18 protein-coding genes are annotated in these 20977 nt (G+C 61.6%); 16 read left to right on the top strand and 2 right to left on the bottom strand.

Annotated features, from left to right (window positions below; translation table 11 throughout):
- The first annotated feature begins 51 nt into the window (after positions 1-51).
- The 4 genes from gatC to INT29_RS12190 all read left to right on the top strand — a co-directional run bounded on the left by gatC (position 52) and on the right by INT29_RS12190 (position 4634).
- The gene (gene gatC, locus INT29_RS12205; protein WP_101574231.1) at positions 52-357 is read left to right on the top strand and encodes an Asp-tRNA(Asn)/Glu-tRNA(Gln) amidotransferase subunit GatC; all 306 of its coding nucleotides are present in this window, start codon (positions 52-54) and stop codon (positions 355-357) included.
- On the top strand, positions 357-1859 hold the full coding sequence (gatA, locus tag INT29_RS12200) for an Asp-tRNA(Asn)/Glu-tRNA(Gln) amidotransferase subunit GatA (protein WP_193071780.1): 1503 nt from the start codon (positions 357-359) through the stop codon (positions 1857-1859). Before gatC ends, gatA begins: the two co-directional genes overlap by 1 nt.
- Positions 1856-3337, top strand: a complete 1482-nt coding sequence (gene gatB / locus INT29_RS12195) for an Asp-tRNA(Asn)/Glu-tRNA(Gln) amidotransferase subunit GatB (protein ID WP_101574233.1) — start codon at positions 1856-1858, stop codon at positions 3335-3337. Before gatA ends, gatB begins: the two co-directional genes overlap by 4 nt.
- A 115-nt stretch (positions 3338-3452) precedes the next feature.
- A complete protein-coding gene (locus tag INT29_RS12190; RefSeq protein ID WP_319020894.1) occupies positions 3453-4634 on the top strand; it encodes a hypothetical protein in 1182 nt (393 codons plus the stop codon).
- 36 nt (positions 4635-4670) lie between these two features.
- Here INT29_RS12190 and def read toward each other — a convergent pair whose 3' ends face one another.
- Positions 4671-5243 (bottom strand): peptide deformylase, encoded by a 573-nt coding sequence (gene def, locus INT29_RS12185; protein WP_193071779.1) that lies wholly within the window; start codon positions 5241-5243, stop codon positions 4671-4673.
- Between the two features lie 518 nt (positions 5244-5761).
- Here def and cysK point away from each other — a divergent pair.
- From cysK to INT29_RS12130, 11 genes are all read left to right on the top strand, one after another.
- Positions 5762-6688, top strand: coding sequence for a cysteine synthase A (gene cysK, locus INT29_RS12180; RefSeq protein WP_193071778.1), 927 nt, complete (start codon positions 5762-5764; stop codon positions 6686-6688).
- A 127-nt stretch (positions 6689-6815) separates the two neighbouring features.
- Positions 6816-7496: a serine O-acetyltransferase EpsC gene (epsC, locus tag INT29_RS12175; RefSeq protein WP_193071777.1), complete on the top strand. Its 681-nt coding sequence runs from the start codon at positions 6816-6818 to the stop codon at positions 7494-7496.
- 286 nt (positions 7497-7782) lie between these two features.
- Positions 7783-8961 (top strand): LLM class flavin-dependent oxidoreductase, encoded by a 1179-nt coding sequence (locus INT29_RS12170; protein ID WP_101574237.1) that lies wholly within the window; start codon positions 7783-7785, stop codon positions 8959-8961.
- A complete protein-coding gene (locus INT29_RS12165; RefSeq protein ID WP_193071776.1) occupies positions 8961-9671 on the top strand; it encodes an NAD(P)H-dependent oxidoreductase in 711 nt (236 codons plus the stop codon). Before INT29_RS12170 ends, INT29_RS12165 begins: the two co-directional genes overlap by 1 nt.
- A 2-nt stretch (positions 9672-9673) precedes the next feature.
- Complete coding sequence (locus tag INT29_RS12160; protein ID WP_101574239.1) at positions 9674-10138, top strand: MarR family winged helix-turn-helix transcriptional regulator; 465 nt, start codon at positions 9674-9676, stop codon at positions 10136-10138.
- Positions 10139-10225: 87 nt separating this feature from the next.
- A complete protein-coding gene (locus INT29_RS12155) occupies positions 10226-11173 on the top strand; it encodes a 2-hydroxyacid dehydrogenase (RefSeq protein ID WP_101574240.1) in 948 nt (315 codons plus the stop codon).
- Between the two features lie 157 nt (positions 11174-11330).
- Positions 11331-13043 carry a dihydroxy-acid dehydratase gene (gene ilvD / locus INT29_RS12150; protein ID WP_193071775.1) on the top strand — a complete coding sequence of 571 codons (1713 nt, stop codon included), beginning with the start codon at positions 11331-11333 and terminating at the stop codon, positions 13041-13043.
- 460 nt (positions 13044-13503) lie between these two features.
- Positions 13504-14487: an ABC transporter permease gene (locus tag INT29_RS12145; RefSeq protein WP_193071774.1), complete on the top strand. Its 984-nt coding sequence runs from the start codon at positions 13504-13506 to the stop codon at positions 14485-14487.
- A gap of 1 nt (position 14488) precedes the next feature.
- Positions 14489-15406: an ABC transporter permease gene (locus INT29_RS12140; protein ID WP_101574243.1), complete on the top strand. Its 918-nt coding sequence runs from the start codon at positions 14489-14491 to the stop codon at positions 15404-15406.
- The gene (locus INT29_RS12135) at positions 15399-17504 is read left to right on the top strand and encodes an ABC transporter ATP-binding protein (protein ID WP_101574244.1); all 2106 of its coding nucleotides are present in this window, start codon (positions 15399-15401) and stop codon (positions 17502-17504) included. Before INT29_RS12140 ends, INT29_RS12135 begins: the two co-directional genes overlap by 8 nt.
- 60 nt (positions 17505-17564) lie before the next feature.
- Positions 17565-19262, top strand: a complete 1698-nt coding sequence (locus INT29_RS12130; RefSeq protein ID WP_193071773.1) for an ABC transporter family substrate-binding protein — start codon at positions 17565-17567, stop codon at positions 19260-19262.
- Between the two features lie 109 nt (positions 19263-19371).
- Here INT29_RS12130 and INT29_RS12125 read toward each other — a convergent pair whose 3' ends face one another.
- The gene (locus tag INT29_RS12125; RefSeq protein WP_101574246.1) at positions 19372-19941 is read right to left on the bottom strand and encodes a PH domain-containing protein; all 570 of its coding nucleotides are present in this window, start codon (positions 19939-19941) and stop codon (positions 19372-19374) included.
- A 75-nt stretch (positions 19942-20016) separates the two neighbouring features.
- Here INT29_RS12125 and INT29_RS12120 point away from each other — a divergent pair, with 75 nt between their 5' ends.
- Positions 20017-20958, top strand: coding sequence for a D-2-hydroxyacid dehydrogenase family protein (locus INT29_RS12120; RefSeq protein ID WP_193071772.1), 942 nt, complete (start codon positions 20017-20019; stop codon positions 20956-20958).
- The last annotated feature ends 19 nt before the right edge of the window (positions 20959-20977 follow it).

The following is a 20977-nucleotide window of genomic DNA, read 5'->3' as shown; positions in this document are numbered from 1 at the left end:
GCAAAGAGACTAGACTTGCTGACGAGTAAACAGACCGATGAAAGGCAGGGAATGACGGAGTCCTCCGCAATCACCCCCGAGCAAGTCGAGCATTTGGCTTCGCTGTCTCGGATCGCCATGGGCGAAGACGAGCTGAAATCGCTCGCCGGTGACCTGAGCACCATTTTGAGCAATGTTGCCAGGGTCAATGAAGTGGCCGGCGATGATGTGCCGGCAACCAGCCACCCGATCGCACTGTCGAACGTGCTGCGCCCCGACGTCGTGGGTGAGACCCTGACCAACGAGCAGGCTCTGGCCTCGGCCCCAGCATCTGCTGACGAGAAGTTCCTGGTCCCACAGATCCTTGGGGAGGAATGATGAGCGAACTGATCAATAAGAGCGCCCTCGAACTCGCCGCAGGATTGAAAGCCGGCGAGTTCTCCTCCGTCGCGGTGACCCAGGCTCACCTGGATCGCATCCACGCTACCGAAGCAGACTTCGGTTCGTTCATCACCGTCACCGACGAACTTGCGCTGGAGACGGCGAAGTCGGTCGACGCCAAGCGCAGCGCCGGCGAAGAGGTTCACGCCCTGGCCGGAGTGCCCGTGGCGCTCAAGGACCTCATCGTCACCGAAGGTGTGGCCACGACCGCGGCGTCGAAGATGCTCGAGAACTGGGTGCCACCCTACGAATCGACCGTGCACAACAAGGTCAAGGCCGCCGGACTCCCTGTCCTGGGCAAGACCAACCTCGACGAGTTCGCCATGGGTTCGACGACCGAGCACTCGGCATTCGGCACCACCCGCAACCCGTGGAACCTCGAGCACGTGCCCGGTGGGTCCTCCGGCGGCGCCGCGGCAGCCCTCGCTGGCTTCCAGGCTCCGCTGTCGGTCGGCACGGACACCGGCGGTTCGGTGCGACAGCCCGCGGCGTTCACCGGCACAGTCGGTGTGAAGCCTACCTACGGTTCGATCTCCCGCTTCGGCATCATCGCCATGGCCTCAAGCCTCGACCAGGTCGGCCCGATGGGTCGCAACGTTGCCGACGCCGCAGCTCTGCACGAGCTGCTCGCCGGTCACGACCCGCTCGACTCGACCTCGCTGCCGGACCCGGTGGCAGGGTTCGTCTCGGCGGCACAGACATCGAACCTGGGGGGCAAGAAGCTCGGCGTCATCAAGCAGCTGCGTGGTGAGGGCTACCAGGACGGCGTCCGCGATGTGTTCTCGACCGCCCTCGACGTGGCGGCTGCGGCCGGTGCTGAAATCGTTGAGGTCGACTGCCCCTCGATCTCCTACGCACTCGACGCCTACTACCTCCTCATGCCCTCCGAAGTGTCGTCGAACCTGGCCCGCTACGACGGTATGCGCTACGGACTGCGGGTCGAGCCCGAGTCCGGTCCGGTCACCGCTGAGACGGTCATGGCAGCGACCCGTGCTGCCGGTTTCGGTGATGAGGTCAAACGCCGCATCATCCTCGGCACCTATGCACTCTCCGCCGGTTATTACGACGCCTACTACGGGTCTGCCCAGAAGATCCGCACCCTGGTGCAGAATGACTTCACCAAGGCGTTCGAGTCCTGCGACGTCCTCGTCTCACCGACGGCACCGACGACGGCTCTGAAGTTCGGCGCGGAGGCGGCATCCGACCCGATGGCCCTCTACCTCGGCGACGTGGCGACGATCCCAGCCAACCTGGCCGGAATCCCCGGACTCTCCCTGCCAGCAGGACTGGCCGACGGTCTTCCCGTCGGATTCCAGATCCTCGCCCCGGCACGACAGGACGTGAAGATGTACGAGGTGGCCGGCCCACTCGAAGCCGCCTTGGAAGCCTCCGGGACTCGAGTGCTCGATACTCTTGCGGAAGGACTGACCACCAAGTGAAATACGAAGACGCGATCAAGAAATACGATCCGGTCATCGGCATCGAGGTCCACGTCGAACTGGGCACCGCGACGAAGATGTTCGACGCCGCACCCAACACCTTCGGCGGGGGACCGAACACCAACATCACCCCCACCTCCTTGGGGCTGCCCGGCTCACTTCCCGTCGTCAACGAGAAGGGCGTCGAGTACGCGATCAAGATCGGCCTGGCACTGGGCTGCGAGATCGCAGAGACCTGTCGTTTCGCCCGGAAGAACTACTTCTACCCGGACGTGCCCAAGGACTTCCAGACAAGCCAGTCCGATGAGCCCATTGCGGCCGAGGGACAGGTCGAGATCGAACTCGAAGACGGAACGATGTTCACCATCCCTGTCGAGCGCGCTCACATGGAGGAAGACGCCGGCAAGAACACCCACATCGGCGGCGCCACCGGTCGCATCCACGGAGCCGACCATTCCCTGGTCGACTACAACCGTGCCGGTGTGCCCCTGGTTGAGATCGTGACCCACCCGATCACCGGGACAGGGGATCGGGCCGCCGAGGTGGCTTCCACCTACGTACGGACCCTGCGCGACATCTTCCGTGCCCTCGACGTCTCCGAAGCACGCATGGAACAGGGCAACGTCCGTGCCGACGTCAACGTGTCCCTGCGCGAGAGCCCCGATGCTCCACTGGGCACCCGCACAGAGACGAAGAACGTCAACTCCTTCCGCTCGATCGAACGTGCGGTCCGCTACGAGATCGCCCGCCAGGCGACCCGTCTGGAAGCCGGCGAGAAGATCGTGCAGGAGACCCGTCACTTCCACGAAGGCACGGGGGAGACGTCATCGGGGCGTCCGAAGTCAGATGCCGATGACTACCGGTACTTCCCGGAGCCGGACCTCGTTCCGCTTGTGCCCAGCCGTGATTGGGTCGAAGAGCTGCGGGCGACTCTGCCCGAGCTGCCGGCCCAGAAACGCCGTCGCCTTGCAGGCGTGTGGGGCTTCTCCGATCTGGAGATGCGCGACGTCGTCAACGCAGGTCTGCTCGAAGCCATTGAGGACACTGTGAGCGCGGGCGCCAAGCCCGCCGCAGCACGCAAATGGTGGACCGGTGAGGTGGCCAGGTTGGCCAACCAGAAGGAACAGCATCCCACTGAGCTTGTCACACCGGACCAGGTCGCAGCCCTGATCGGGCTGATCAACGACGGCAAGCTCAACGACAAGCTCGCGAAGGACGTCCTCACAGCTGTGGCCGACGGAGAAGGCGAACCCGCCGAGGTGATGAGCGCCCGTGGTCTCGAGATCGTCGAAGACACCGGTGCACTCGAAGCCGCAGTCGAGGAGGCCATCGCTGCCAACCCCGACGTGGTCGAGAAGATCAAGGGCGGAAAGATGCAGGCCATCGGTGCCCTGATGGGACCGATTATGAAGGCCACCCGCGGTCAGGCCGATGCCGGAAAGGCCAAGGATCTGATCCTTGCCAAGATCAACGGCTGAGTTCGCAGTCGTCTGACAAGGATCGGTCGACTGAACAGGATCAGGCGACTGAACAGAACTCAGGATTGATCCAGCCACACCCTCTAGACTTGAACATCAAAGAAGTCCAGAGGGTGTGGCTGTTCTCATTCTCACGGGCCAGGTGCTGACTTCGCCGGGCATAGAACCGGTGGATTCGGCGTGCGGGTGCCATCCGTATGTGGAGGTGAATGCGGTGTCCCAGTCGTGGAAGTCGTTGTGGAAGAGCGAATGCGGGAAGTCTCTCCCGGTCTATCGCGTCCTCGTGCCCGAAAGCGTCAACAAGGGCATCATGAAGGCCTGGAATGCTCGCGGGTACCGCTACACCGCGGGGTCCCCGAGCGCGATCATGCTCACCGGGGGAATGCGCCGAAACTTCTTCCGCTCCAGCATGCTCTTCAAAGGCGGAACCGGAACCGGAGCCGCTGTCACAGCCGGCTTTGCCGCCCCCGGTGGACTGGCACTGCTGTCGGGCTTCGCCGATGCTGCACTGGCTTTCGGGGCGCTCGGGGGAGTGACTGCAGTGGGAACAGGTGTGTTCGCGGCAGTCACCGGACCGAAGTACTTCCGTGACCCCAAACGGTTGAGCCGGAAGAACCGCGCTCAGGTAGGACAAGCGCAGTGGATCACTCCGGCGTCGCTGGGATTCCAACCTGGCCGCAAGGAAGGCCGCGACACCGACGAACAACGACTGTTCCACCTCGCAGTGACCATCGCGCGCAAGATTGTTCGCACACGAGCCTGGACCCACCCGATCCTGCGTGACCATGTCTCACGTGTCGATCTTGACCATGCTGTCGCCTCAATCGGTGTGCGGTTGGCCGAACTGGTTCGGCTGCGTGAAGAGATTGAGAGCATCAGGGACGAAGGAACCGCGAAGTCGGTGGAGACGTACCTGTCGAAACTTGCTGTGGCCTTCACCTCGATGGCCAACCGGGTGCTGTCCATGCATGAGTACTACGAGCGTCTGACCGAACTCGACCAGCAGCTGATGCTGCTTCACAATTCCGAACGCTCACGTGAACTCGGCGACCGGGTCCTCGATGTTCTGTCCCGGACAGCGGCCGATGACTCCGCGGACTGGCAATTCAGAGAGCTGCGGATCGACGCCGAGTCGCAGTCATCGATCATCTCCGGTCTTGTCGCCGAGCTAGACCAGACCGCAGACGACTTCGACGATTTCGACGCACGTCTGGCCGCTGCCCAGGAGTCGATCGACGCACTGGAATCCGCACCGTCCTCCTCATTCTCACCGGAAGACGACCGCCGGCCGGAGTGATCCGTCTGCAGTCAGCCGGGCGAACTCAGTGCCGACTCAGTGACCGAACGGATCGGGGTCGACGCCGGGCATCCATGAATGCCCGGGAACGGTGTATCCGTTGGCGGCCTGCTCCTTCTTCCACCTCTTCGACCAGCGCTTGTCGAGACGATCGACATAGAGCATGCCCTGCAGATGATCGTATTCGTGCTGCATGATGCGCGCGAACCACCCTTCGGCGGTCAGAGACACCGACTGGCCGGTCTCATCGAGACCATTGACCGTGACCCGCTCCGCACGTTTGAGCGGAAAGTCGAGGCTGGGCACCGAGAGACATCCCTCGGTCTCCTCGTCGGGATCCGGGCGGGTATCGGGAACCTTCGAGGCGATGAGCAGCGGGTTGATGAAGGTACCGCGTCTGCGGACTCCGTCATCATCCTCGGCGTTGAAGACGAAGATGCGTTTGCCCACGCCGATCTGCGGAGCGGCCAGACCGACACCATTGCTGGCGTCGAGGGTCTCGTGCATATCAGCGATGAGGGTTGCGAGTTCGTCGTCGAAGTCAGTGACCTTCTCCGCACGCTGATGCAGAACGGGTTCTCCGTAGATGACGATGGGATGAATAGCCATGAGGACAATCGTATCGGCTTTCCCCGCCGCGTTCCGTCTGCGAAGAGTTCATCCGCGCGCTCACCTGCCCACCTGTCGTTCCACAAGGAATTCTGCACTCCGACCAGCACCTTCACGACCATCTCCCTGACCACCCCGGCGTCTCATATTCGCGTCTGAGCAGCCGTGCGGCTGGACTGGCGACGGGCACCGGAACCGTAGAGTTAAGAGAGCTGACAGTGAAGAAATCCACCACAATTGTTCAGCGGTTCGGCCGCTCGACGCGTTCAGCGCCACGGTGCGAGGCGCGCAGTTGATCGCCTATGACGCGCTATGACATCATATTTCGCCGGAAGCGAACATGGATTGTTGAGCAACCATCTCGGGAACAACAGCAGGTGGCGGGTGGTTATGATGGTGTCGAACCGTCTCGGTCCACGAGATGAGATCAGCAGCTGAAGCCTTTGGGTGGTGGTTGAGTGACGTCTTCGTCACAGCCCTCACTGCCGGGCGAACAATTAAGCGTGAAAGGACATGTCTTGACCATCTTCAACAATGTTTCCGAACTGGTCGGCCGCACACCGCTGATTCGTGTGAACAAGGCCAGCGAACGCTCCGGTGCGGAGATCGTCGCCAAGCTGGAATCCTACAATCCTGCGAACTCGGTCAAGGACCGCATCGGCGTCGCGATGATCGATGCCGCCGAAGCTTCGGGAAAGCTCAAGCCGGGCGGAACGGTCGTCGAGGCTACGTCGGGCAACACCGGTATCGCATTGGCGATGGTGGGCACTTCGCGCGGATACAAGGTTCTGCTGACTATGCCGGAGTCCATGTCGAAGGAACGCCGCGCCCTGCTGCGTGCCTTCGGTGCCGAGCTCGTCCTCACCGACAAGGCCCAGGGCATGAAGGGTGCTGTCGACAAGGCTGAAGAGATCGCAGCAGATGGTGCCGTCCTCGTCCGCCAGTTCGAGAACCAGGCCAACGCTGACATCCATCGCACCACCACCGGCCCCGAGATCCTCGCCGACACTGACGGCAAGGTCGACATCTTCGTCTCGGGCATCGGAACCGGCGGAACCATCACCGGTGCCGGAGCCGCACTGCGCGAGGCGAACCCTGACGTCAAGATCGTTGCCGTCGAACCCGCTGCATCGGCACTGCTCTCCGGTGGTAAAGCCGGCCCGCACACCATTCAGGGACTGGGCGCGAACTTCGTCCCCGGCGTGCTCGACACGAAGATCTACGACGAAGTCGTGACCATTGAGAACGATGACGCCTTCACCCGCGCCCGCGAGGTTGCGAAGGAAGAGGGGCTGCTCGTCGGAATCTCCTCCGGTGCCGCACTCGTGGCAGCCGAAGAGCTGGGTGCACGCCCGGAGAACGCAGGCAAGCGCATCGTCGTGATTCTGCCCGACTTCGGTGAGCGCTACCTGACCACACCGCTGTTCGCCGAGTACATGGACTGAACAGAGGAATTTGGACTGGGCACTGCCTGAGGCGGATGCCGATTCCGCGGTGTGAGGGCGTCAAACACATGTTTGGCGCCCTCACGGCATAGAGGATTGACGATCACGAGCACGAAGGACTGTTGAGATGAAGGCACTGTGGACTGCAGCTGCTGCGGCGATCGGCGCGGTCGCCTATGGGCTGAGCCGCCCGGGGGTGCGCGCAACTCTGCGCGAAGACCTCGATACCGTGCGCAGGCGTGACCCTGCGGCCACCAGCGATTTCGTCTCGCTGGTCTCCTATCCGGGCATGCATGCGATCTGGGCGCACCGCGGTTTGCACCGACTGTGGCAGAACGACACCACGAAGGTGCCGGCCAGGCTGATGTCTCAGGCAGTGCGGACCCTGACGGGAGTGGAGATCCACCCCGGCGCGCAGATCGGGCGACGCTTCTTCATCGACCACGCCAACGGAGTCGTCATCGGCGAGACCTCGGAGATAGGCGACGACGTGATGCTCTACCATCAGGTCACCCTGGGCGGGACGTCGATGGAGCAGGCGAAGCGGCACCCGACCATCGGCAATCACGTCCTCGTGGGAGCCGGTGCGAAGATCCTGGGCCCTGTCGTCGTGGGCGACAATTCCTCGGTCGGCGCGAATGCTGTCGTCGTCAAAGACGTCGCCGCCGACTCGAGTGCGGTCGGAATCCCCGCGAAGGTCAGGCCGTATAAGAAGTCCACCGGCGCCGAGGCGGTCGCCACGGAATCCGGTGACACCGGTTCCAGGCACGCCGACTTCGAACTGATCGACCCCGCCATCTGGATCTGAGCCAGAGGCCCACTCACCGAGGCCACCCGTCACCACTGCCACCCGCAGCAGCAGTCATCGCCGGGTCCACCCAGCCGACATCCCTGGAGGATTTCGACTGGGAGGGCCTGGCGGTTTTCGACTCTGAAGGGTCGGCGATTGCTGTGTCTCGGCTTCCCCGAATCTTGTGTGACAGGGCTCGGGAATACTTCACGCATACTGTCTGTTAAACTTTCAACTAGTTACTTCAAAACTGAAGCAATTCAGTTCGACGAGGGTTCGCGAGCGGCGAGAAGAAGGAGCAGACATGGAATTAGGAATCTTCACCATCGGAGATGTCACCACCGATCCCACCAATGGGTCCACGGTGTCTGAGAATCAGCGGATCAAGAACACTGTCGAGATCGCCAAGAAGGCCGAGGAAGTCGGCCTCGACGTCTTCGCCACCGGTCAGCACCACAACCCGCCGTTCGTCGCCCCCGCGAACCCGCCGGTCCTGCTCTCACACATCGCGGCACAGACGGAGAAGCTGCGTCTGTCGACAGCCACCACGTTGATCACCACCACCGACCCGGTGCGCATCGCAGAGGATTACGCCTATGCTCAGCACCTTTCCGATGGCCGCATCAGCCTGGTCATGGGACGCGGCAACACGGGTCCAGTCTACCCCTGGTTCGGCAAGGACATCCGTTCGGGCATTCCACTGGCGGTCGAGAACTACAACCTGCTCTACCGCCTCTGGCGTGAGAAGAACATCGATTGGGAAGGCAAATTCCGCACGCCTCTGGGCGGTTTCACCGTGACACCGACACCACTCGATGACGTTCCACCCTTCGTGTGGCATGGCTCGATCCGCAGCCCCGAGATCGCTGAACAGGCCGCGTACTACGGTGACGGATACTTCCACAACAATATCTTCTGGCCCGTGTCGCACACTGCCCGCATGGTCCAGCTCTACCGCCAGCGCTACGAATACTACGGACACGGCGCGGCGCACCAGGCGATCGTCGGACTCGGCGGTCAGGTGTTCATGCGCAAGAACTCGCAGGACGCCGTCAACGAGTTCCGTCCCTACTTCGACAACGCACCGGTCTACGGGCATGGACCCAGCCTCGAAGACTTCTCGACGCAGACCCCGCTGACCGTGGGATCGCCGCAGCAGGTCATCGAACGCACACTGAGCTTCCGCGACTGGGCCGGGGACTACCAGCGTCAGCTCTTCCTCATCGACCATGCGGGACTGCCGCAGAAGACGGTGCTGGAACAGCTCGACCTCCTCGGCGAGGAAGTCGTGCCGGTCTTGCGGAAGGAATTTGCGAAGGACCGTCCGGCCGATGTCCCCGATGCGCCGACACACGAATCACTCGTCATCCGCCACCGCGAGGGTCGGGATCCTATCCCCGGCGGTGGCCCCGGATCGCGTGCCTATGCCGATCGTCAGGCCAGGGCAGCGGAGCAGACTGCTACGGAAGGAGCTGATCGCTGATGCGGATTCTCAGCATCACGACCTCGTTGAGCGAGGACTCAACCACGCTGAAACTGTCGAACAAGATCATCGCAGCGGCCACTTCGGCGGCAGACGATGCGGGATTGAGCGCGGAGACCGAGCACATCAACGTGCGCAATCTGAGCTCGGACCTCACCGACATGGCGCTGACCGGATTCCGCTCGGAGAACCTCGAAGAGGCATTCGCCAAGGTTGCCGAGGCGGATGTGATCGTCACCGTCGCACCCGTGTATAAGGTCGCGCCGGTGGGACTGCACACCCTGTTCTGGCAGCTCATCGACGAAAAGGCCCTGGCGAACAAGCCCGTGCTCATCGGCTCCACCGGTGGCACACCGCGGCACTCGATGGCGGGGGAGACCGTGCTGCGCCCGATGCTGTCCTACCTCAAGGGCATCGTCGTGCCGACGACCATCTTCGCCGCGACCGATGACTGGGGCAGCATCGAGGGCGGCCGCAACCTCAACGCTCGGATCGCCCAGGCCAGCGACGAACTGATCGGTTTGGCCGCGAGCCTGCACAGTGTCGCTGCTGATTCGGCTGCCGACAACGCAGACAAGCCCGACGACGCCGGTGCAGCGTCGGCGACGACCGGTGAGTTCGGAAGCCGCGGCGCGCGGCGGGATCCGAGTATCAATGATGAGTTCGATCCCGAGCTCATCACGCCGTTCGCCCAGTTGTTTGAGGGCTGACGATGGTCGACATCAAGCTCGGCCGGGACAGTGACGCACTCGCGCAGGAGTCGTGGCGTGCCTACTTCGAGACCTCACAGCGCATCCGGCAGAACTTGGAGGGCAACCTCAAGGACAGGGCGGGTCTGACCGTCAGCGACTACAACACATTGCTGCTCCTGTGGGAGGAGCCGACCCATCTGCTGACGATGAGCGTGCTGGCCAAGAAGCTCGTGTTCTCGCCATCACGGCTGAACTACCGGATCAAGGTGCTTGTAGACGCCGGCCTGGTGACGAAGACAGAATGTGCGGACGACAAACGGGCACACAACGTCGGCCTCACCGAGGTCGGTGCTCAGGTTTTCCTCAACGCGGGACGCCAGCACCGGGAGAACATCGACGATGTCTTCCTCTCCCACGTCAGCGATGAGGAACTCGAAGTCATCGGGGCTGTGTTCGCACGAATCGGCCGCGCCCTGCCGGAGTGAGACTGTCGCCCTGTCCGAGTGAGACTGTCGGAATAGGTCTGGCGGACAGCCCTGCCCGAGTGGGACAGTTCGTGGGACAATGTGGCTATGTCGATCAAGACCATTGCCTTCCCGGATTCTGAACTCCGCAACCGCGTCATCGCCCGGATTCCGGCGCATCAACGCGCCAACGTCGACCTCGTCGTTTACTCGGATGCCGAGAAGTCGGCGAAGCTGAGCCGAGACGATGTCGATGTCGTCGTGCTCCCGTACCTCAATTCGGGACCGACTATCGAGTTGCTCGACGATCTGCCGAACCTGGGTTTGGTCATCACCCAGACCACCGGCTACGATCCGGTTGCGCACCTGCCTGAGCGTGGCATCGAGGTGGCCACCGCCTCGGGCGTGCACACCGGCGGAACCGCAGAACTTGCGCTGACGCTGACCCTGGCCAGCTTGCGCGGCATCGACGATGCCGTGCGTGCCCAGAGTGCACGCATCTGGAACCACAAACGCAACCGCTCCCTGCAGGACCGTCGCGTCATGATCATCGGCGCCGGTGAGATCGGGTCGGCTATCGCCGATCGGTTCGCACCCTTCGAAGTCGACCTCACGCGGGTCGCGACGAAGGCACGTGAGGACGATCGTGGCCACATCCACGGCGTCGATGATCTGCCGAAGCTGCTTCCTCACACCGAGGTGGTCGTGCTCATCACACCGCTGACCGAGTCCACGAACAAGCTCGTCGACAAGGACTTCTTGGCCCAGCTGCCCGACAACGCTCTCATTGTCAACGTCGCTCGGGGCAAGGTCGTCGACACCGAGGCACTCGTCGCCGAACTGAGCACGGGCCGTCTCCATGCCGCTCTCGACGTCATGGATCCCGAGCCGCTGCCGGAGAACCATCCGCTGTGGGGGACACCGAATACCCTCATCACACCTCATGAGGGAGGCGACACCTCAGCGTTCGAACCACGGGTGGTGCAGATTCTGGCCGAGCAGGTCCGCCGCCTCAACGATGGCGAAGCGCCGCTCAACCTCGTCTCGACGGAGTGATCGCAGCAGTTCTCGATCTATCGCTCAGCGGTTCTTCTCGAACCGCTGGGCGGTTCTCGTTGCACTGCCTCATCAGTTCTAGCTGACCGGTTCAAAACTAGTTCCAACATGCGAGAACTTGGCCTATACATGGTGGACTCCGGCGTAGAGTGCCTGCATGAGCATTGATACGAATTCCACCACCCCAGACATCAAACCACGTTCTCGCGACGTCACCGACGGTCTCGAAGCCACTGCCGCACGCGGCATGCTCCGGGCCGTCGGCATGGGCGACGACGACTGGGTCAAGCCACAGATCGCCATTGCGACCTCGTGGAACGAGATCACCCCGTGCAACATGTCCCTGCAGCGCCTCGGCGCGGCCGCCAAAGAAGGCGTGCACGAATCAGGCGGATTCCCCCTGGAGTTCGGCACCATCTCCGTCTCCGACGGCATCTCCATGGGCCACGAGGGCATGCACTACTCGCTGGTCTCACGCGAGGTCATCACCGACTCCGTGGAAACCGTGATGAGCGCCGAACGACTCGACGGATCCGTCCTCATGGCCGGCTGTGACAAATCGATCCCGGGTATGCTCATGGCATCGGCCCGCCTCGGCCTCTCCAGCGTCTTCCTCTACAACGGTTCGATCATGCCGGGCACCGCGAAGATGTCGGACGGGTCGGAGAAGGAAGTCACCCTCATCGATGCATTCGAAGCCGTCGGTGCCTGCCGCGCCGGAACCATCACCCAGAATGACGTCGACGCCATCGAACGCGCCGTCTGCCCAGGTGAAGGCGCCTGCGGTGGCATGTATACCGCTAACACCATGGCCTCGGCCGCCGAGGCGATGGGCATGTCCCTGCCCGGTTCGGCCGCACCGCCGGCCATCCACCGCGATCGCACGATGTTCGCGCGCAAATCCGGTGACGCCGTCGTCAACCTGCTGCGCCAGGGAATCACGACGAAGGACATCATCACAAAGGAATCGCTGCACAACGCGATTGCCGTGGTCATGGCCTTCGGCGGATCGACCAATGCGGTCCTCCACTTGCTGGCCATCGCCCACGAAGCCGGAGTCGAACTCGCCCTCGATGACTTCAACCGCATCGGTGACAAGGTTCCGCACCTGGGCAACGTCAAGCCCTTCGGACAGTACGTGATGAACGATGTTTTCAAGATCGGCGGCGTGCCCGTGGTCATGAAGGCTCTGCTCGACAACGGCCTGATCAACGGTGACTGCATGACCGTGACCGGCAAGACCGTGGCCGAGAACCTCGAGCACATCAATCCGCCGGACCCCGACGGCAAGATCCTTCGTGCGATGGACAACCCGATCCACGCAACCGGCGGTCTCACCGTACTCAAGGGCTCAATGGCTCCCGAAGGTGCGGTCGTGAAGTCCGCAGGCTTCGATGCCGATGTCTTCGAAGGCACGGCCCGCGTGTTCAACCAGGAGAAGCCGGCCATGGACGCCGTCCTCAACGGTGAACTGAAGAAGGGCGACGTCGTCGTCATCCGCTATGAGGGGCCCAAGGGCGGGCCAGGAATGCGCGAGATGCTCGCCATCACCGGGGCGATCAAGGGCGCAGGGATCGGCAAGGACGTCCTGCTGCTCACCGACGGTCGCTTCTCCGGCGGATCGACCGGTCTGTGCATCGGTCACATTGCACCCGAAGCGGTCGACGGCGGCCCCATCGCGCTCGTCGAAGACGGGGATAAGATCACCGTCGACATTGCGTCCCGTTCGATCGAGCTCGATGTCTCCGAGGAGGTCCTCGCGGAGCGTCGCAAGACCTGGACGATCCCCGACAACCACCGCCTGACCGGTGTGCTCGGCAAGTACGCGAAGCTCGTGCAGTCGGCCTCCACCGGAGCGGTCTGCTTCTGAGCAGAGAACACTCGATGATCTGATCATCGAGGAGCTGACCCACCTCTGCGTGGGGGAGTGAGCCATCGCCGAGGCGATGCGGACAAATGTCCGCACCGCCTCGGCGTTTCTATGCCTGAACAGGCGAAATACCACCTGTTGTTACCTAACTGTAACCACGGCGTGTCGCCCGAGAATCTGCGGTCCGAGCGAGTCAATGAAAAGAAATTGAGCAAGGTTCTTTGTGCGGAGGATCACACGTGGATACAGTTCAACTTACGTTCAGTTGTTTGTGACGGTTCATGGAGGAACTGTGCAAAGTCGCTGAACTGACAACACTTGACGCAAAGGAACTTTGATTGCAGATGACTCGTAACCCCCTCGAGATTCGCAAAGAGATCTACTCCCTCATCCCCGGGCCGATGCATCAGTCAGAGACCGATCACGGAAGCTCTCGCGCCGCGGCTATTTAGGTCTGGGCATGGGCAAATACGTTCTTCGACGCTTCGTCAACTATTTCATCCTGGCGTTCATCGCCACGGTCACCGCCTACATCACCTCGAGTGCGTTCATGGATCCGGCCGCCCGATATCGGGGCCAGAACCCTCCGCTGTCGGACGCCTCGATCAAATCCATTCTCAATGGGCATGGGACCAATCCGGATGTTCCGATCATCGAACGCACGTGGTCATGGCTGACGAATATCTTCCTCCACGGAGACTTCTCGACGACGGTCCACAACAATCCTGTCTTCCAGGAGATCATGACTCGGGCAGGTGTCAGCCTCAAGCTTCTACTCATCGGTTCCATCCTCGGCGCCATCCTGGGTGTCGTCCTCGGCGTGTGGGGTGCCGTTAGGCAATACAAGGCCTCCGACCAGGCCGTGACTTATGCGTCCTATCTGATCATCGCCACACCGACATTTGTCATCGGTGTGGTACTAATGATCATCGCCACTGCTTTCAACGGTCTCATCGGCACAAGTCTTATTCGCTTCTCGGGCGAATACACGGCGGACATACCGCCTGGCGTCTTCCCGTGGTTCACCGATCAGCTCTCTCATATGCTGTTGCCGACTTTGGCATTGGTGATGATGGGCGCTGCCACATACTCGCGCTATCAGCGGTCGGTCATGCTCGATGTGTTGGCCTCCGACTTCATCCGCACCGCACGCTCGAAGGGACGCACCCGCAAGACCGCCTTGGTCAAACACGGTGTTCGCGTGGCTCTCATCCCGATGTCTACTTACTTCGCTTACGCCTTCGGCACACTTGTCGCGGGTTCGGCGATGCTCGAGGTGGTGTTCTCCTGGCACGGCATGGGTGAGTTCACCATCAACTCGATCCTGCAGTCCGATATCAATGCTGCTGCCGGGTCCGTTCTTTTCATCGCAGTGCTGACTCTGATCTCTTCGACTCTTTCGGAGGTTCTCTACGCTGCCCTCGACCCGAGAGTGAGGATCTGACATGGCCACCGATCTTCCGATCTCTACGACTCCCGACACCGAGGTTGTGCCTCGTCGTTCGAAACCCACCTCCCGTCTGGCCCTGGTCTGGCGCCGACTGCGCTCGACTCCGCGCTTCTGGGTCGGCGGCATCATGCTCGCCTTCTTCGTTCTCTTCGCGCTCTTCGGCAATTCGATCAACATTTACACGCCCACCGACCAGGACATCTACGCACTCAACAAAGCGCCGAGCGCACAGCACTGGTTCGGCACGAACACCATCGGCCAGGACATCTATGCCCAGACTGTTGCAGGCCTGCAAAAATCTCTGCTCATCGGCATCATCGCCGGGCCTGCAGCGAGTCTTCTGGCAGCGATCATCGGTTCGACAGCAGGCTACTTCGGCGGCCGCATCGAAGTCGTCATCGTGTGGTTCATCAACCTGCTTCTCGTCCTGCCCTCGTTCTTCATCCTCGTTCTCCTGGCGCCGATGCTGCGCCAACTGTCGTGGATGGCGATCGTCGTCTTCCTCGCCCTGTTCGGATGGATGATCATGGCCCAGGTCGTGAGGAACCAGACGAAGGCCATCAAGGACCGTGACTTCGTCAAGGCGGCACGGTACATGGGGGTCTCCACTCCACGGATCCTGAGTCGGCACATCATTCCGAACGTTGCGTCGATCCTCATTGTCGATGCCACTTTGGGCGTGGTCTCGGCGATCCTGACTGAAACCTCCCTGAGCTACTTCAACCTCGGAATCCAGAAGCCCGATGTCTCCATCGGCACACTCTTGGCCGAGGGGTCCGGGGCGGCTGTGACCCGACCGTGGCTCTTCGTCTTTCCCGCCGGCGTCCTCGTTCTCATGCTCTTCGCCATCAGCTTGATGGCTGATGCACTCCGTGACGCCATCGATCCCACCTCAGGAGCCAATCGTGACTGAGACTCTCAGCACCAACCGATCCACACCACCTGCACAGGCCCCGATCCTCGAGGTCCGGGACCTGGCCGTCACCTTTCCCAATCCGAAGGGGGATGTGCAGGCGGTTCGCGGAGTCAACTACGAAGTCATGCCGGGTGAATTCCTGGGCATCGTCGGAGAATCAGGCTCCGGCAAATCCGTGTCGTCGATGGCTGTGATGGGGCTGCTTCCCTCCACCGCCCAAGTCAATGGCTCTATCCGATACCGCGGACGATCACTGTTGGACATGGACGACCATGCGATGTCGAAGTTGCGCGGTTCCGAGATCGCCATGGTGTTCCAGGACCCGCTGTCGGCACTGACTCCGGTCTATTCGATCGGCGAACAGATCTCAGAGGGTCTACTCCTCCACGATCCGAGCCTGTCGAAGGAGGCAGCGCACAGCAGGGCGATCGAACTTCTGCGTGTGGTCGGCATTCCAGGACCCGAACGAAGGGTCAGGGCATACCCTCACGAGTTCTCCGGAGGAATGCGCCAACGAGCCATGATCGCGATCGCGATCGCCAACGATCCTGACCTCATCATCGCCGATGAGCCGACCACCGCACTCGACGTCACGATCCAAGCCCAGATCCTCGACGTCCTGCAGAAGGCGCGTGAGATCACTGGAGCAGCTATTGTGCTCATCACGCACGACCTCGGCGTGGTGGCAGGCAATGCAGACCGCATCGCCGTCATGTACGCCGGTCGCCTCGTCGAGACGGGGCCGGTCGAACAGGTCTTCGCTCGACCACAGATGCCCTATACGACCGGGCTGCTGCGTTCGGTGCCGAACCTGGCGACGGCCGGAACCCAGCGACTCGTTCCCCTCGAAGGGAAGCCGCCTTCGCTGTCGAATATGATCCCGGGCTGTCCCTTCGCTCCGCGGTGCCCGATCGCCCTCGACATCTGCCATGAGGTCGAACCCGAACTCGTCTCACACGGCACACCCGATGTTTCCGCCGCCTGCCACCGGGCCGATGAGATCGCCTCGGGAAGCCTGACCGCCGGCACGATCTTCCCCCGACCCGAGCCGGTCGAGAAGCGGGTGAAGAACAGCGAAGCCGAACGGGTCCTCGAAGTCACCGGGCTGCAGAAGCACTTCCCGCTGCTCAAGGGAGCAGTCTTCAAACGGCAGATCGGAACCGTGCGAGCCGTCGACGGCATCGATCTGGAGATCAGAGAAGGACAGACACTCGGTCTCGTCGGAGAGTCCGGCTGCGGCAAGTCCACGACCATCGGTGAGGTCCTGGAGATGGTGGCGCCTCAGAAGGGACAGATCGTCATCAACGGCGTTGACGTTTCTGAGCTGTCAAAACGAGAGCGTTTGGCGATGCGCAAGGATGTCCAAGTCGTGTTCCAGGATCCGATGGCCGCGATCGATCCGCGGTTGCCGATCGGCGAGGTGATCGCGGAACCACTGACCGTTCACAAGGTCCCGGCCAAGCAGCGTCATGACACCGTCGCAGAGATGCTCGAACTGGTGGGCCTCGACGCGAACATGGCAGATCGGTATCCGCACGAATTCTCCGGAGGCCAGCGCCAGCGCATCGGCATCGCCCGGGCACTCGTGACCAACCCGAAGCTGTTGGTGCTCGACGAACCGGTCTCCGCCCTTGACGTGTCCGTACAGGCTGGTGTCATCAACCTGTTGGAGGACCTGCGCGACTCACTCGGGCTGTCCTACCTGTTTGTCGCCCATGACCTGGCGGTCGTGAGACAGATCGCCGATCACGTTGCGGTGATGTACTTGGGCCGTATCGTCGAATTCGGCTCCTCTGAAGATCTCTACGACAACCCCCAGCACCCCTACACCAGGGCGCTGATGTCGGCGATTCCGGTGCCCGATCCGAAGATCGAACGATCGCGTGAGCGAGTGCTGCTCTCCGGTGACCTCCCGAGCCCGACCGACGAGATCTCCGGGTGCAGTTTCCGCACTCGGTGCCCGCTCTTCTCGCTGCTGCCCGAGAGCGAGCAGCACAGATGCACGCACGAGGATCCCCAGCCTCGGCGGGCGGAGGCGACCCTGGTGGCCTGCCATTTCTCCGAACGTATCGGCGAACTCGAACGCTCGGACTGAGCGAGCCCGACCCAGCACTCACCCATCGATTCCCACACAGAGAACAGGAAAGAGGAACTCATGAAGATGAGGAACAAGGCGACAATGGTTGTCGCCGCGACCGCGGCATTGGGGCTCGCCCTCTCCGGCTGCCAACAGGACAACAAAGACTCAGCAGGAGTCGACAGCGACAAAGCGAACGAGGAGATCGCGGGATTGCCGTCTGTCGATTACCAGAAGGCAGACTATGACGAGATTGACGATGGTGGAACCCTCACCTATCCGATGACCGAGATCCCGGCCAGCCTCAATTATTACCATGCTGACGGTGCACACGTGGACAATAACAATCTCTACAGCACCTCGCTGGGCGGACCGGTCAAGATCAAGGAAGATGGTAGCTGGGAAGTCGACAAAGACTATGCAGAGAGCGTGGAGATCGCCAGCGAAGATCCTCTCGTCATCAACGTCAAGCTCAACAAAGACGCAGTCTGGGAAGACGGCACCCCGATCGACGTCGAGGACTATGAGGCGTTCTGGAAGACGCAAAGCGGTGAGAACAAGAAGTTCGAGGTCGCCTCGACCAAGGGCTTCGAGGACATCAAGAGCATCAAGTCCGGTAAGGACAAGTATGACGTCAATGTCACGTTCAAGACCCCGAACATCGACTGGCCTAACTACATCGGTGCCTTCATCCCGAACGAGATCGCGGAAGATCCCAAGACATTCAACAAGGACTACGTCAAGAAGGTGCTGCCCTCGAACGGGCCGTTCAAAGCCAAGAAGGTCGATAACAAGTCTGGCGTCATCACCATGGTCAGGAACGACAAGTGGTGGGGTCAGGAACCCAAACTGGATAAGGTCGTCTTCAAGGTCGTCTCGCAGGCGCAGCAGGCCCAGGCCTATGCGAACAAGGAGATCGACCTCGTTGACATCGGCACCGACGGCGACGCATATGAGACGGCTGGCAAGCGCAAAGACGGCGAGATCTTCAAGACCCAGGGCATGCAGTGGACGCACGTGACCATGAACGCAGAGAAGGGCGCCCTCAAGGAGCAGGAAGTCCGGGACGCGATCGGTCACGCCATCAATCGCGAGGCCATCGCCCAGGCAGCCATCGGCCCCGTCGAAGCACCGGTGACACTGGTCAACAATGTCACCTTCATGCCGGGCCAGGACGGTTATCAGGACAATACTGACGGCAGTCTCGACTTCGATCAGGATGCCGCGAAGAAGATCCTCGACGATGCAGGCTGGAAGGCCGGCGATGACGGGGTGCGTGAGAAGGACGGTGAGAAGCTCAAGTTCAATATCGTCGTCCCCGCAGACACCGCCTCCAACGCCCAGCGCGCGGAGCAGATCATGAAGGATCTCAACGAGGTCGGCTTCAAGATCAAGATAGAGACCGTCCCGGTGGCTGCGTATTTCGCCGATCACGTGCTCAACGGCAACTTCGACATGGCCACGTTCACCTGGGAAGGCACAGCTTTCCCGATCTCGTCGGGGTCGAACCTGTTCTACCCGGCCGATTCCGAGCAGAACCATTCGAAGATCTCCAGCGATGCGATCGGTGAGAAGTTCAAGGCCGCAACGAAGACCCTCGACCCGGACGAGGCGAAGAAGCTGGCGAACGAGGGTGATGCCGAAGTGCTCAAACTCAAGCCTCTGATCCCGTTCTATCCGACCCCATACGTTTGGGGCGTCAAGGACGACATTATGAATCTCGGGCCGCGTCAGCTCGAGACTCCCGATTGGACGAGCATCGGCTTCAAGAAGTGATTGTGAGGCTCACCATCTGATCAATCCACGTGATCAAAACGATCACCCTCAATCGCCGGCCCCGTGTACTCACGTTCTCCCACGGGGCCGGCTCCATTGACCCACACGTCTACAGGCTGCCGAAGACGACAAGCAGGATGAGGACGAGGCAGACTCCCAGGACGCCGAGGTTCCACACCGTTGTGGTGGTGCCGGGGGTGTTGGTAGGTTTCGCGAGATTCGAACCCTGGTGATTGTTCTCCCAGCGGCGGAGCAGTTCGAAGGCAGGGTGGTTGTCGACGGACTCAGGGCGTGTGCCGCCGGTGAGCCCCGAGTCGATCTTGCGGCGGGGCATCCCGGGCGCATTCCACGGGCGGTATGTGCGGGTGGTCCCATTCGGTGCGATGGCCATGATGGAGACGACCGTGCTCAGCCGGATGTCAGTGATGTCGGCAAAGGGCACAGTGGTGGTGCGCAGGATTTCACGAATCACGACATGCTCGGATTCGACGATGACTGCTGGCCGCCACAGGAGCATGAAGACGAGCCACCCTACCAGAGCTAGGGGTGGAAGGAACGTTCCCACGGTGTCCCAGGAGCCGCGCACGATCGCATCAACCAGAAGCAGGGCAAGGAACGCCCATACGATGATGGTGATGATGGGGCCGCTGCGTTGTCTGAGGATGATCGGTGCGCTCACGGGCCCAGCCTATCGGTTATACGATGAAAGACAGGGTCGTTTGCAAAACCCCGCAACCTCCGAGGAAGGACAGACATGCACATCGTTGTGCTCGATGACTACCAGAATGTGGCGGCCGGCTATGCGGATTGGCAGGCGTTGGGGGCTGAGATCACATTCGTCTCCCGCCCGATCCGCGACACCGAGGATTTGGTGCAGGTTGTAGCTGGCGCCGAGGTTGTCGTTGCCATGCGTGAGCGCACCCTTTTCTCCGCCCACCGACTTTCGCAGCTGCGGGATCTCAAACTCCTGGTAACAACCGGCAGAGTCAACGCATCGATCGATTTGGATGCGGCCCGAGGGCAGGGGATCACGGTCTGCGGAACCGAATCGACAACCTCGGCGACTCCAGAGCTGACCTGGGGACTCATTCTCTCAGTGCTGCGCAGCATCCCGGTCGAAGACGCCGCCGTGCACTCCGATGGTTGGCAGTCCACTGTGGGCGGTGACCTCTTCGGTCACAGGCTCGGTGTGATCGGACTGGGCAGGCTGGGCACCCAGGTTACTCGTGTCGGGGCGGCATTCGGCATGGACGTCGTGGCCTGGAGTCAGAACCTCGATGAGGCGCGGGCCGCTGATGTGGGGGCACACGCTGTGAGCAAGGAAGAACTCTTCGCGACCTCCGACGTCGTGACCCTGCACTACAAGCTCAGCGAACGAAGCCGCCGGATCGTCGCTGCTGAGGAACTGTCATTGATGAAGCCGAGCAGTATCTTCATCAACACTTCTCGGGCGGGTCTCGTCGACATGGAAGCACTGCAGGACGCGTTGGTGGAAGGTCGCATTCGCGGCGCGGGAATCGATGTGTATGACAGCGAACCGCTGCCGGTTGATCACCGCCTGCGCAGCACGCCGAGGACCGTGCTGACCCCGCATCTGGGCTACGTCACCGATGACACGTATCGGATCTTCTTCATTCAGGCAGTCGAAGACATTGCCGCATGGATGGCGGGGGAGCCGGTTCGTCAGCTGACGTGAGGTCAGAGGCAAGTCGGGA

The sequence above is a fragment of the Brevibacterium sp. FME37 genome, from assembly GCF_014897485.1.
GTDB lineage: Bacteria > Actinomycetota > Actinomycetes > Actinomycetales > Brevibacteriaceae > Brevibacterium.
The sequence above is the reverse complement of the archived record's forward strand: the minus strand, read 5'-3'. Positions and strand labels throughout refer to the sequence as shown.

Bases quoted from the DNA above. Each gene is read 5' to 3' on its own strand.
- gatC (WP_101574231.1), top strand. From the start codon at position 52: ATGACGGAGTCCTCCGCAATCACCCCCGAGCAAGTCGAGCATTTGGCT.
- gatA (WP_193071780.1), top strand. From the start codon at position 357: ATGAGCGAACTGATCAATAAGAGCGCCCTCGAACTCGCCGCAGGATTG.
- def (WP_193071779.1), bottom strand. From the start codon at position 5,243: ATGGCTATTCATCCCATCGTCATCTACGGAGAACCCGTTCTGCATCAG.
- epsC (WP_193071777.1), top strand. From the start codon at position 6,816: ATGAAGGCACTGTGGACTGCAGCTGCTGCGGCGATCGGCGCGGTCGCC.
- INT29_RS12170 (WP_101574237.1), top strand. From the start codon at position 7,783: ATGGAATTAGGAATCTTCACCATCGGAGATGTCACCACCGATCCCACC.
- INT29_RS12165 (WP_193071776.1), top strand. From the start codon at position 8,961: ATGCGGATTCTCAGCATCACGACCTCGTTGAGCGAGGACTCAACCACG.
- INT29_RS12160 (WP_101574239.1), top strand. From the start codon at position 9,674: ATGGTCGACATCAAGCTCGGCCGGGACAGTGACGCACTCGCGCAGGAG.
- INT29_RS12155 (WP_101574240.1), top strand. From the start codon at position 10,226: ATGTCGATCAAGACCATTGCCTTCCCGGATTCTGAACTCCGCAACCGC.
- ilvD (WP_193071775.1), top strand. From the start codon at position 11,331: ATGAGCATTGATACGAATTCCACCACCCCAGACATCAAACCACGTTCT.
- INT29_RS12145 (WP_193071774.1), top strand. From the start codon at position 13,504: ATGGGCAAATACGTTCTTCGACGCTTCGTCAACTATTTCATCCTGGCG.
- INT29_RS12140 (WP_101574243.1), top strand. From the start codon at position 14,489: ATGGCCACCGATCTTCCGATCTCTACGACTCCCGACACCGAGGTTGTG.
- INT29_RS12130 (WP_193071773.1), top strand. From the start codon at position 17,565: ATGAAGATGAGGAACAAGGCGACAATGGTTGTCGCCGCGACCGCGGCA.
- INT29_RS12120 (WP_193071772.1), top strand. From the start codon at position 20,017: ATGCACATCGTTGTGCTCGATGACTACCAGAATGTGGCGGCCGGCTAT.